Genomic DNA, 13,433 nt, shown 5'->3' with positions numbered 1-13,433 from the left:
ATGCGGGTTCTGCTTGACGGCCTGTTGCGCAACCGCAAGGCGCTTGTTGGCGCGATCATTCTTGTACTCGTCCTGTTGGCGGCGATCGCCGCGCCACTTTTGACCCAATATGACCCCTCCGCTCGCGTGGGGCGGCCGCATCAGCCGCCATCGTGGAACCACCTTATGGGAACCACCCGCATTGGCCAGGATGTTTTTGCGCGGCTGCTTTATGGAGCCCGCACATCGCTTGCCGTGGGCTTCGGTGCGGGTTTGCTGATCACCGCTGTTGGAACGGCGCTCGGCATCATCGCCGGCTATCGTGGCGGCAAAACCGACGAGGTCATCAGTTTTCTGACCAATATGGTCCTGGTGGTGCCAAATCTGCCGCTTTTGCTCGTGCTCGCCGCTTTCATCGGTCAGGCAAGTCCCTTTGTGATTGCTCTCATCCTCGGGCTCACCTCCTGGGCGTGGGGAGCGCGCGTCACGCGGGCGGAAACGCTGTCGCTCAAGCAGAAGGATTTCGTCAAGGCGGCGGAGATGATCGGCGAGCCGCAGTGGCGGATCATGACATTCGAGATTTTCCCGAACCTGATTTCCATCGTCGGGATCAATTTCATCGGCAGCGTCATATTCGCAATCATCACCGAAGCGACGCTGGAGTTTCTGGGTCTGGGCGATCCGAGGGCAATCTCCTGGGGAACGATGCTCTATAACGCCCAGAAGGCATCGGCTCTTTCGGTCGGCGCCTGGTGGGAAATCCTGATCCCTTGCTTTGCGTTGGCTCTTTTAGGTCTCGGCATGTCGCTCCTCAACTTTGCAATCGACGAGGTCGCAAATCCGCGGCTTCGCACGGGAAATTGGCGTGATCGCTGGATCTTGCTTGCCCGGTCCGGGGAGGGACGCCTTTGAACCATCCCCTGCTTTCGGTGAAGAACCTCACCATCGACTATATCGGCGACAGGAAAGACTTCCGCGCAGTCGACGACGTGAGCTTTGATATCGCACCCGGCGAAGTCTTCGGCCTTGCAGGAGAATCCGGATGTGGCAAGAGCACCATAGCCTTTGCCATCAGCCGTCTGCACAAACCCCCGGCCCTGATCCGCCGGCAGAGCAAGATCCTTTTGAACGGACGCGACGTGCTCGATCTGACCCCGCAGGCACTGGCAGCTTTCCGCTGGCGTGAAGTGGCGATGGTCTTTCAGAGCGCCATGAACTCGCTCAATCCCGTATCGCGGATCGGGGACCAGTTCCACGATGTTTTGATGAGCCATACGACGATGACGAAAGCACAGGCGCGTGAGCGAGCCGCCGAAATGCTGCGGCTCGTCGATATTTCCCCTGATCGCCTGCGCGATTATCCACACCAGTTCTCCGGCGGCATGCGCCAGCGCATCGTCATCGCCATCTGCATGGCGCTCGATCCCAAGCTGGTGATCATGGATGAGCCGACCACCGCCCTCGATGTTGTCGTGCAGCGGGAGATTCTTCAAAGGATCAACGATCTTCGGCGCACATTCGGCTTCTCGGTCCTGTTCATCACGCATGACCTCGGCCTGATGGTGCAATTCTGCGACAGGATCGGCATCATGCTGGCGGGCAGGCTGGTGGAGGAAAATGCGGCCGAGGCAATCTTCCAGACACCCGGCCACGACTACACGAAAAAGCTCTGGTCGTCTTTCCCCTCGTTGCATGGAGGTGCGCTGTTGTGAGCCAAGCCATTCTGACCCTCGACGGCGTGACGAAGACCTTTGGACATGGGCCGTCGACCGTTCATGCCACACGCTCGGTTTCCTTCTCTCTGCATGCGGGCCGTGCGCTGGCGCTGGTGGGGGAATCGGGCAGCGGCAAGACGACCTGCGCGCGCATGGCGATGAGGGAATATCAGCCGACCGCCGGACAGATATTGTACAAGGGCAAGTCCATTGCCGAGGCGGGCTCGTCCGACATCACGGACTATCGACGGGCCGTGCAGATGATCTTCCAGGATCCCTTCGCTTCCCTCAATCCTGCACATACCATCGCCTATCATCTGACGCGTCCGCTGAAGCTTCATCGGCCGGAGATCAAGGGCGGAGCGATCCGTGCGGCCGTCGGTGACCTGCTGCGACAGGTGCAGCTGGACCCCGATATCGTTCTTGGCAAATACCCTCACGAGCTTTCGGGAGGGCAGCGCCAACGGGTCAACATAGCGCGGGCGCTGGCGACAAGACCCGAAGTGATCGTCGCGGACGAGCCGACATCCATGCTGGATGTCTCGGTTCGGCTTGGAATTCTCAACCTCCTGAACAAGATGAAACAGGAGATGAAGCTCGCGCTGCTCTACATTACGCACGACATTGCCACGGCTCGCTATATCGCCGAAGACATTGCCGTCATGTATGCCGGGCAGATCGTCGAATGGGGCCCAACCGGGCGGGTGATCGAAAACCCGATCCATCCCTATACGCGGCTGCTGCTGTCCGCCGTACCAGACCCGCAGATACGCTTTGACGACCCGCGTGCGCGCCTGCGATCTCGGGAGGTAGAAAATGTTCGCCGCGGATCGGGCGTGCCTGAGAGCGAAGCGCTGGAATATGAGGCCGGACATTTCGCGCGAAAACTTGCGATGGAACCTGGCTGACCACATTGCGAGCCAATGGCGACATCGCCGGATCCGGAGGGCGGGGTCTCGAAGCGTCCTTTTTGCCGCGATTCTGACGGCAGGTGTCCTGATATTACCGAAGCATTATGAATTTTGTCGGATGCTGCAGGCGATCGGCAATGTGTTGTTGTCCGGTTGGCAGTAAAGCGGCGGCGTGAACTTCGGCCCGTCTCTATGATGCCTATCCAGCCGGCAAGATTTATGGACGGAAACTTTGGCTCATGGAGGTCTGAACTGAACATCATGCAGCAAACTGATGATCGTTGTCAGTTTCGTCGTGCAGATCCGGAGCTTCTCGGCGGGAGGGGCCGTCCGCGATGACCTTTCATGATCTTTCGCCACTGGCGCGGCTTGAAAGCGAACTGGCAGATCAAACGGCGCGGCTCGATGAGGCGATCAACAACATGCCGCACGGATTGTGCATGTTCGACTCCGAGAAGAATCTGATCGTCTGCAACGCCGCTTATGCGGCCATGTACCACTTGCCCCAGGGGTTGACACGGCCTGGCACCCCGCTTGACGCAATACTTGAGCATCGCGAGTTGAGGGGAATTGGTCCTCTCGACAAAGCGGCCTATTTCGACGTGGTGACGGCGGCCAATGTGATTGGCTCGGTCGCCAGCCAGAATATCGTCCTCTCCGATGGCCGGGTGATCAAGATCACCCATAATCCCATGAAAACCGGCGGCTATGTCGCGACGCATGAGGATGTGACCGCTGCGGTTGCGGTTTCTGAGGAATTGATCCGCCAACGCGACATGCTGGAAGCAGCGGTTCAAGCACGAACGGCGGAGATCGAACGGCAGGCTCGGGAGCTGGAACGAATGCTTGCCCAGGAGAGGCAGATCAACGAACTGCAGCGCCAGTTCGTCGCCATGGCCTCGCACGAATTTCGCACTCCGCTGACGATCATCGATGGAGCCGCGCAGCGCTTGTTCCGCCGCCGCGGTCAGCTGGACAGCGAATTCGTGACGGACAAGATTGACCGGATTCGAGGCGCCGTTTCCCGGATCGTCGAGTTGATGGAAAGCATTCTCGCGGTTGGGCGGCTGGACCACGGGTCAGTGGAGATGTCTCATGAGCCTCTTTCCCTGAGGGATTTGATACAGACCTGCTGCGATCGGCAGCAATCGATCGCGGCGGACCACAGGATCCATACGGATCTCGGCCGTCTTCCAGACCAGATCGAAGGGGACCGGAGGGCTCTTGAGCAGGTGTTTACGAACCTCCTTTCCAACGCGGTCAAATACGCGCCTTCCGCTCCGGATGTTCACGTGGCGGGATGGAAGGACGCGGCCGGTATTAAGATCGCAGTGCAGGATGGTGGCCTGGGTATCGATGCAGAGGACCTGCCGCGCATGTTCCAGAAATACTTCCGAGCCCGCACATCGAGCGGTATCGCGGGGACCGGCATCGGGCTCAATCTCATCAAGCAAATCATCGAGCTGCATGGGGGAACCGTCGAGGTGGCCAGCAAGAAGGGCCAGGGCTCGACCTTCACGATTACCTTGCCCTTGGAGATGGAACGAGCTGCCGCCGATACGGCTATCTGGACGGAGCGGAATAGTATCGCTGTCGGCGATCTCCGAGGTGCCGCTGAACTTTGCCGTTGATCATTCCGAAAGAACTGCAGATGGGGTGGGGGACATTTGCGGCGCACCGGGCGCGTCGGTCTTCACCAGGTCCATCAACTTGGTTCTTTCGAGCATTCCGGCACTTGAGGAAGCCATTCGTTTCGGCGAAAAGGTCTTCCGCGTCTCGACGTTTTCCGAAAAAACTCGCAGACACGTCATTTTACGCCGCCGCCGCTGTTCGACCGCGCCCTTCGACGGCCACGAGTGCGTTCGGTTGCAGAGGTAGGAGAGAATGGCGATCAGCCGGTTCTTGTTCATCGACAAGGGGGTCGGACGGGCTCGTGGTCTTTCCGAGCGGCTGTTGAGGTCGATCGAGCAGGTGCTAGGCGCTCTGGCAGGATTCATTCTCGCGGTCCTGTTGGCCATCGTGCTGGTCAGCGTCTGCCTGCGCTACTTCTTCAGTACCGGCTTTATCGGTGCGGAAGATTTCGGCATCTGGCTTCATGTGGCGCTGATCTCGCTCGGCGCCCCTCTCAGTCTCAGCAGCGCGCTTTCCATGCGGCTCGATGTCTTCGTGCGATTGCTGCCCGACCGCCTCTCCCCGGTCGCCGAGGTCCTGAGCGACGTAGTCACGGTGCTGGCTGCCTTGATCCTTCTCTTCGGCGGCAGCCAGATCATGAGCATGCTCGGCGGGATCTCGCCAGTGCTCGGCGTTCCCGAATGGATCCGCTTCGGATTTCTAGGGGTTGGCGGAGGCCTGATCCTGGTCATTCTGCTTTTGCGGCGGATCGGTGAGAGCAGGGGAGGCGGGGCGTGCGCGTCGCTCGTCCTGGGGCTGTCGCTTTACTTCGGCGTCCCCCAAATCGGTATCGATACCTTGTTGCCGCCGAGCCTGTTTCTCGCCCTCGTCGCGGGGCTTGGCTTGGTGCTATCCGCTCCGTTGGCCCATGCCTTTCTTGCGGCGGCCTATGTGGCGATTGCCTTTGGCGGCAGTCTTCCCGAACCGGCGATCGTTTCGACCACGGTCACCGGCATGTCGAAATTCCTGCTTCTGGCCATCCCTTTCTTCCTGTTGGTCGGCGGTCTTCTGACGGCCTCCGGCGTCGCCGACCAACTCGTTCGCTTTGCTCAGTCAATGGTAGGGCATCGCCGGGCGGGGCTGGCTCAGACGACGCTGCTGACCAGCGTGCTGTTCTCCGGTGCTTCCGGCTCCTCTGTCGCGAATGCGGCCTTTGGAGCTTCGACCTTCCAGCCCGAACTCGTCCGGCACGGCTATCCGCCCGCCCAGGCTGGCGCGATCATCGCCGCGACTTCGGTCCTGGACAATGTCATTCCTCCGTCAATCGCATTCCTGATCCTGGCTGCTGCAACCAACCTCTCCGTCGGATCCCTGCTGGTCGGCGGTTTTTTTTCGGGCGGGCTCATGGCGGCATCCCTTGCCGTCGCCATTCATCTGACGGTCCGCGAACAGTCGACGCCGGTGCGTGCAACGGCCGCGCAACGCCGACAGGCGGCGATTTCCGCAATCCCTGCTTTCGGGCTGGGCATTATCGTGGTGATTGGCATCCGCGTCGGGATCGTCACGACGACCGAAGCTTCGGCGCTTGCCGCGCTCTACACGCTCATCCTTGCCGTCCGGTCGAAACTCGGCTTCGGCCCGCTTTTCCTGGCATTCCGTCAGGCTGCAATAGAGGCTGCTGCGATCGGGCTGCTGATCGGCACGGCGGCGCCCTTCGCCTTTCTGCTCGCGGTCGACAACGTGTCCGGGCTCATTTCGAATGTCGTGACATCGCTCGGCGCCGGCGCGCTCGCGGTCATCGTCCTGTCGAACCTGATCCTTCTGGTCGTGGGCCTCGTCCTCGACATCGGCGCCGCAATCCTGCTTTTCGGCCCGATTCTTTTGCCAACGGCCGTGGCCGCCGGCATAGATCCCATCCACTTCGGCGTCATCCTGGTGGTCAACCTGATGATCCACGGTCTGACGCCGCCGCTCGGCATGCTGGTCTTTGTCGTCAGCGGCGTCACCGGCGTTCCCGCGTCGGCACTCTTCCGCGCCGTCGTGCCTTATCTTCTCGCTCTTCTCGTTTCCTTGGCGCTCCTGTGCGCCTGGGCAATCATCTCCTGATACCGGGATCTGGTCTTTTGCCAGGGCGGCGTTATGTCAAGCGACTGTCGCAGTCGGCTGCTATGTCAAACCGCCCGTTCTCCTAAACAAGGGATTGCAAAGATGTCTTTCCTTTTCTCCCTCCCACGGTTTTATTTCGGTACCCGGCTTGCTGACCACATTGAGGGAGGGCCCGATGACGACTTCATCTTTGGCCTCGATGGTCATGATCGCGTCGATGCGGGTGCAGGCGACGACAGGATCGTGGCAGGGGCAGGAAATGACGAAATCGACGGCGGCGAAGGCAGCGATCTGATCCTGGGTGGCGGAGGCTTCGATACCGCGATCTATTCCGGACGCGTGTTCGAATATCGTTTGCCGCGGCTAACCGGCTTGTCCAATACGATCTTTACGGTGACCGATGCCAACGGTGATCGGGATATTTTGAACCATGTCGAGGCCATCCGTTTCGAGGCGAGCGACTATACGCTCTACCTGGACGGGCGCAACAATGCCGTGCTCGCGGCCAGCGATGGGGATTCGACCGACGAAGACAGCGCGCTTGCGATCAATGTGGCCGATCTTACGTCGAACGACCGAGACTTCGACGGCGACCGGACCGAGGTCGTCGCTGTTTCACAAACAAGCGCGGCAGGTGCGTCCGTCTCGCTGGCGGAAGGTGTCGTGTCCTATGATTCAGGCACCATTTTTCAGTATCTGAACGAAGGCGAAACCGCCGTCGACAGCTTCATTTATACGGTGGACGACGGGAAGGGCGGCACAGATACCGCGACGGTAGCGGTGACCATCACCGGCGCGAACGATGCCGCCGTCATCACGGGCGACACGAGCGGGCTGGTCGTGGAGGCGTCCGGTGCCGGTTCGGACACATCGACCGCAACCGGTGTTCTCATGGCCGAGGATGTCGACAATAGTGACGGCTTCCGGTCTGCGAGGGATCAGGCCAGTGCCATGGGCTATGGCATCTACAGCATCGACGAGAATGGCAACTGGATCTACACTCTCGACAACGAAAATGCCACCGTCGATGCGCTCGACAGCGGGGAAAGTCTTACCGATCGTTTCACCGTTCTGAGCACCGATGGGACCGCGCAGGAAGTTACGATCACCATCAATGGAGCGGATGATACCGCTCCTGCCGCGCCGCGCATCAACGAAATCCACTATGACAACGTCGGCACCGATACGGGCGAGTTCATCGAGGTCCGCGTCGCGGCGGGCGCGGATGTCTCGGGTCTCTTGGTCGAACTCTATAACGGCAATGGCGGCTCCACCTATGGTTCGACCGCCGTATCCGGCCTTCCGATGACCTCGGACGGGGAATACAACTATTACCTGTGGAACCTTCCGGCCAACGGTATCCAGAACGGCGCCCCGGACGGCCTAGCGCTTTCCGAGAATGGAACGCTGATCGAATTCCTCTCCTACGAGGGGAGCTTTACGGCGGCGAACGGGGCTGCAGCCGGCACCACCTCGACCGACATGGGAGTGGCGGAGGCGGGCAATGATACCGCCGGCCTGTCGCTCCAGCGGATCGGCGATGGCCCGACGGGCTGGGTCGGTCCGCAAGAACAGACGCCCGGATCTGCCAACGAAAGCGACGGTGGTGGTGGCGAGCCGACGTCCTATCTCATCTCGGAAATCCAAGGAAGCGGCACTGCCAGCTTGCTTACCGGTGAATATGTGCTCGTCTCCGCGGTCGTGACCTACACGGTTGCGGACGGGTTCTATCTTCAGGAGGAAGATCACGACGCGGACGGCAATAGCGCCACCTCTGAGGGCATTTTCGTCTTCACCGGCGGGGCGCCGAGCGTTACGGTCGGCGACAAGGTCGAGGTCGCTGGAACGGTGACGGAATACTTCGACTTTACCGAAATAACCGACGTTACCGACATAATCTCCATCTCGAGCGGCAATGTTCAGCCGACGTCAGCGGCGATCACGCTTTCGCCGGACTTCGCGGCCAATCTCGAACATTACGAGGGAATGGCGATCATCTTGATGAGCGGCACGGACGATCCGCTCACGGTCATCGAGAATTTCGATCTCGACCGCTATGGCGAGATCACGGTTTCGGCCGGTTCCCAAATTCAGCCGACCCAGATTTATGATCCCACCACACAGCAGTCGGAAATCCAGGCGCTGCAGGCGGCCAATGCCAATAACCGGCTGACGATAGACGACGGGTTCTCCGCGCAGAATCCGGACGAATTTCGCTACATTCCGGCCTCTGCTGGGGACAATGGCAACGGCTATCTCGACGCGGGCGATACGTTTACCGAAAATGGCCCCACGCTCAGGCTTGGGGCCGAGCTCACCGGATCGGTCGAAGGCGTCCTCAGCTATGGTTTCGGCGCATACAAGATGCTCGTTGACGGCGTTCTGCCTGTCGACCAGGCCACCAATGGCGCCGCCCGTTCCGATGCACCGGAGGATGTCGGCGGCAGACTGACGGTCTCCAGCTTCAATCTCCTCAATTTTTTCACCACCTTGGACGACGGCTCCGGCGCCGGGTCAGGCCCAAACAATTTGGAGCCGCGCGGTGCAACCACCGCCGAAGATCTGGCGCGTCAGACCGATAAGATCGTGGAGGCCATGCTGCAGATCGACGCGAGCGTCTTCGGCCTGCAGGAATTGGAAAACAACGGTTTTGACAGCGCTTCGGCTATCGCAACCCTGGTTGATGCCTTGAATGCCGCCGCCGGGCCTGGCGTCACCTATGCCTTTATTGATCCGACGGACCCGGGATCGGACGGTTTCATCGGAACCGATGCCATTACCACCGGTCTGATTTACAAGACCAATGAGGTCAGTCTCGTAGCGTCTGACTTTCTTGTCTTCGATGATGGCAGCCAGCAGCAAAGCCGGCCGGCCGTCACGGCGACATTTGAGGAGATCGGCACCGGCGAGCAATTTACCGTCTCGGTCAACCACCTGAAATCGAAGAGCGGAACCGGCACAGGTGCCGATGCGGATCAGGGTGACGGACAGGGCGCGTTTAACGCGACCCGGACGGCCGCCGCCCAGCAACTCGCCGAGTGGCTATCATCCGACAACCCTGATGGATATCTCACGCAGAACGGCGTCGGCGATACGGATGTCCTGATTATCGGGGATCTCAATTCCTATGCTCAGGAGGACCCGATCGATGCGATCCGCGAGGCGGGATATGTCGACCTGATCGACGGCTTCATCGGGCAACAGGATGCGTTCAGCTACATCTTCGACGGACAACAGGGAACGCTCGATCAGGGCCTTGCATCGCAGTCTCTGGCCGGCCAGGTCAGCGGCGTTGCCGAATGGCACATCAACGCGCAGGAGCCGGACCTGTTCAGCTATTCGACCGAGTTCAAAGATCCCGCCTTCTACAATGCCGATGTCTACGCGACGTCGGACCACGACCCGCTGCTGATCGGCCTCAATCTCGGAGGCGGTATATTCGTCGCTTGATTTCTCAGGTCGCGACGTGGATGACCTAATCGGCCGCTGAATTCGCAGTCGGGCATGTAACCGTTTCTGCCGAGGCAGCGTCACCCCGCCGAAGCTGGATATCGGGCTCGACGTCATTCAGGAATGCGAAACCGGACAGGTCGACGAGTGCCAAGCCGGCACTATCCTGTTCTGCGCCGCATCCGCCCCTCATCTTCTGACATGCCGCGGCACAAGCCTTGATGTTGGAGGCGCCACACCCCGCTATCGTCCGCTGTGAAAGCTGGGGCTTTCGCAATTTCACATGATAGGTTTACGGTCGATCTTGTGGGAATAATAGCCGCCATGCATCATCAGGCGTTCGGCTTCCGAGCGACGGAACATACGCATGCGTTTCGCTTAGCTGCGTGAGAGGAAAGGGGCATCCTTTGAGGTTTTCATGCTGACGCTGCGGCAGATCGAAGTCATCCGGGCAATCATGGTCACGGGCAGCATTGCCGGAGCGGCAAGATTGCTCAATGTATCGGCGCCCGGCATCAGCCGCCTGATGAAATACTCAGAGGACTCCCTCGGCGTTCGGCTTTTCGACAGGCGCGCAGGGCGTTATGTGCCGACGCCGCAGGCTCGTAACATTTTCGACCTTCTCGATACGGTGCATCGCAAGATCGACGATCTCCAGTCCGCCCTCGGCGATCTCGGCCGCGGCAAAAGCCAGGAGCTCTGTATCGCTTCGGTGCCGAGTATCGCAAACGTCATGGTGCCGCGCGCCATTGCTCAGGTACGGGATAGATATCCTGACCTCGGCCTCGACGTGAACATCGTCAAGATCGAGGAAGCGATCGACTATCTCCTGCTCGGTCGCGGCGAACTGGTCGCCATCTCCTCGCGTTTCGACCATCCGCTGATCGAGTTCGAATTGCTGGCAAGCGGAAAGCTGCTGTGCATCGTCCCGGAAACCAGCCCGCTGGCCATGCGGGAAAAAATCACGCCGCAGGAGATGTCCCAATATCCGCTGATCGGCATCAATCCAAAAGATCCCTACGGCGCAATCATGGCGGCAATGTTCACCAGGTCGGGCATCGACTACAAAATGAATGTGAAGGCCCGTTTCGGAACGACCGTCTGCAGCCTTGTGGCAGCGGGTCTTGGTATTGCAATCATAGACGAGTTTACCGTTGCCCATGGCGTGGTGCGGGGGTTGAAAAGGCTGGAGATCGACGCCGACAGCATCTTTCATACCTATATAGCCTACCGAAAGGACCTGCCGCTCTCCGTCTATGCCGAGCATTTCCTCGATGCCTTGCGCCGGGAAATGACCAGCGTCAGTTCCATAAAGCTCCCCACCAGGAAGTTGCGGCGCGGATCATCGGGACGTTAACATGATGTTACGCATCACGCCGAAATTGGTAGGCGATCTAACTGCGCAAATCCGCTATAAGTAAGCATGGGAGATGAACGGTAGCGTGGTGGAGGAACATGCGCAGCCTGGCCAATCTTGACTTTGCGATCTTGTCGCCGACCTCTGCTTCCGCAGCGCAGTTGCCCGGCTTCGGCCCGGCAGAAAAGGGATCCGGCAGATGACGGGCATGTTTCCCTCGGGCAGCACGCGGCTTTTCCCGATTCTCGGAGATCCGATCGCCCAGGTCCGGTCACCTGCGAAAATCACCGAGATATTTTTGAGGCGCGGAGAGGACGCGATCGTTGTACCGTTTCATACGCCTTCGGCCCACCTGCCGAAAGTCCTCGAAACGCTCGGCGCGGTGTACAATGTCTCGGGAATGCTGGTAACGATCCCGCACAAGCGGATGGCCTTTTCCCTTTGCGCCACGAAGACGGATCGGGCGCATTTCGTGGAAGCGGTCAATGTCGCACGCCGAACGAACCAGGGCTGGCACGGAGACAATACCGATGGCCTTGGCTATCTCGACGGCATCGAGCGGAAGGGCTTTGCCGTGGCAGGCAAGCGGGTTTTGCTGCTGGGCTGCGGCGGAGCAGGTGCCGCCATTGCATTTGAAATCATGAACCGCGGCGCATCTCTGCTTGCCATCCATGATATCGACGCTGACCGGCGCGACACGGTAATCGGCAGGCTTGCGCAAAGGTTTCCGGGAAAAGTCGTGGCGGGGAGTGCCGATCCGACCGGTTACGACCTCATTGCAAATGCGACACCTTTGGGCATGAAACCGGACGATCCGCTGCCTGTCGATGTATCGAAACTGCAACCGTCACAATTCGTGGCCTGCGTGATCACCAAACCGGAAGTCTCGCCGTTGATCGCGGCGGCAATGCAGCGCGGCTGCGCCACGATGACGGGCGGAGGAATGTTCGACGCACAGGCCGAGACGCTGGCGGATTTTCTTCTTGGTCATCAAACCTGAGGAGGACAATGAGGAGGATTTCGACTTTCGCCTTCAAAGACTTATTCACATGCCCAGGCGACCCATGTAGGAAACGGAGCCGCAGTTTTGGGCGCGACTTACCAAAGGGGAGGACTTTCGATGTACCACAAGCACTTGCTCGCAATTTCCACTGCTCTGCTTGCCACGGCCGGCATGGCGCAGGCGCAGGAGACCGTGAAGATCGGCACCGTCGCCGAGCTTTCCGGCCCGGGCGCCCCGGCAGGAACCAACTGGCGTGACGGCATCAAGATCGCTGTCGAAGAAATCAATGCCGAAGGCGGCATTCTCGGCAAAAAGATCGAGCTGAGCGAATACGACACCCAAACCGATCCTCAGGTCTCGCGCGCACTCGTCCAGAAGGCGATCGACGCCGGAGCATATGCCATCCTCGGAACCATCTATTCCGGTTCGACCATGGTCAACATGCTCGTCGCCCAGCAGAACAGCATCCCGCAATTCGTCGGTTCGGAAGCGCCCGGCATCGTCGAGAAGGGCAATCCCTTTGTCTTCCGCACCTCGTCCGGGGCCCAGAAAGGCGTCCCAGCGCTGACGACCTATTTCAAGGACACGCTGAAAGCCAAGAAGGTCGCCGTTGCCTGGGTCAACAATGAATTTGGCAAGGGTGGCCGCAACGTCTTCGTGGAAGAAATGAAGAAGGCCGGCATCGAAGTGGTTGCCGACGTTCCTTCCGAACAGGCCCAGACGGACTACGCAGCCGATATCGCGAAGCTGAAGCAGGCCAATCCCGATGCCGTCTTCGTCTACATGAACCAGGAAGAGTCGGCCCGCTTCCTGATCGAAGCGAAGAAGCAATCGCTGGCCATGCCGCTCGTTGGAGAAGTCACCCTTACGGAAGCCAAGGTCATCGAACTGGCCGGTGGCGCTGCGGAAGGTGCGATTGCCCATGTGGGCGTGACCGCGACGGCCACGGATGTGCCGGGCATCGGCGCCTTTGCCAAGAAATTCGAAACAACCTTCAAACGTCGCCCGACCCACGACGCCATCAAGGGTTATGTCGGTGCCTGGACGACGAAATATGTGACCGAAATGGTCGGGGAACTCGACGGCGAAGCCTTTGCAGAAAAGATGCACGGCCTCTGCCTGAAGGCTGCGGACCATCCGAAGATCCTGCTCGACACCTGCTGGGACGATCGCGGCGAGATGTCCCGCCCGAGCTTCATGGTGCAGGTCAAGAACGGCGCGCCCGTGGTGATCGGTACCGTTCCCGCCAACTGACAATTCCGGTCTCGCCGCGGCGGCCTGGCTGCCGCGGCCATTGTCGA

8 protein-coding genes and 1 pseudogene are annotated in these 13,433 nt (G+C 59.8%); all 9 read left to right on the top strand.

The features are described from left to right. The 9 genes and pseudogenes from C5L12_RS05785 to C5L12_RS05740 all read left to right on the top strand — a co-directional run bounded on the left by C5L12_RS05785 (position 1) and on the right by C5L12_RS05740 (position 13,386). Positions 1–891 carry an ABC transporter permease gene (locus C5L12_RS05785; protein WP_105371081.1) on the top strand — a complete coding sequence of 297 codons (891 nt, stop codon included), beginning with the start codon at positions 1–3 and terminating at the stop codon, positions 889–891. Continuing rightward, complete coding sequence (locus C5L12_RS05780; protein WP_105371080.1) at positions 888–1,691, top strand: ABC transporter ATP-binding protein; 804 nt, start codon at positions 888–890, stop codon at positions 1,689–1,691. Before C5L12_RS05785 ends, C5L12_RS05780 begins: the two co-directional genes overlap by 4 nt. After that, entirely contained in the window at positions 1,688–2,602 is a 915-nt protein-coding gene (locus tag C5L12_RS05775) for an ABC transporter ATP-binding protein (protein WP_105371079.1), read from the top strand. The genes C5L12_RS05780 and C5L12_RS05775 overlap by 4 nt, the downstream gene beginning before the upstream one ends. Positions 2,603–2,913: 311 nt before the next feature. Next, positions 2,914–4,236 (top strand): annotated as a pseudogene (locus C5L12_RS05770) (sensor histidine kinase); the annotation flags it as partial. A gap of 253 nt (positions 4,237–4,489) precedes the next feature. Next, positions 4,490–6,322: a TRAP transporter large permease gene (locus C5L12_RS05760; RefSeq protein WP_105371076.1), complete on the top strand. Its 1,833-nt coding sequence runs from the start codon at positions 4,490–4,492 to the stop codon at positions 6,320–6,322. Between the two features lie 102 nt (positions 6,323–6,424). Then, complete coding sequence (locus tag C5L12_RS05755) at positions 6,425–9,772, top strand: ExeM/NucH family extracellular endonuclease (protein ID WP_170109055.1); 3,348 nt, start codon at positions 6,425–6,427, stop codon at positions 9,770–9,772. A gap of 418 nt (positions 9,773–10,190) precedes the next feature. Beyond that, positions 10,191–11,129, top strand: coding sequence for a LysR family transcriptional regulator (locus tag C5L12_RS05750; protein WP_105371074.1), 939 nt, complete (start codon positions 10,191–10,193; stop codon positions 11,127–11,129). A 199-nt stretch (positions 11,130–11,328) separates the two neighbouring features. Continuing rightward, the gene (locus C5L12_RS05745; protein ID WP_342588626.1) at positions 11,329–12,129 is read left to right on the top strand and encodes a shikimate dehydrogenase family protein; all 801 of its coding nucleotides are present in this window, start codon (positions 11,329–11,331) and stop codon (positions 12,127–12,129) included. A gap of 120 nt (positions 12,130–12,249) precedes the next feature. After that, positions 12,250–13,386, top strand: a complete 1,137-nt coding sequence (locus C5L12_RS05740; protein WP_105371073.1) for an ABC transporter substrate-binding protein — start codon at positions 12,250–12,252, stop codon at positions 13,384–13,386. Positions 13,387–13,433: the final 47 nt, after the last annotated feature.

The sequence above is a fragment of the Neorhizobium huautlense genome, assembly GCF_002968575.1.
Classification (GTDB): domain Bacteria; phylum Pseudomonadota; class Alphaproteobacteria; order Rhizobiales; family Rhizobiaceae; genus Neorhizobium; species Neorhizobium huautlense.
Note: the sequence above shows the minus strand (reverse complement) of the source record. Positions and strands in the feature narration are given on the sequence as shown.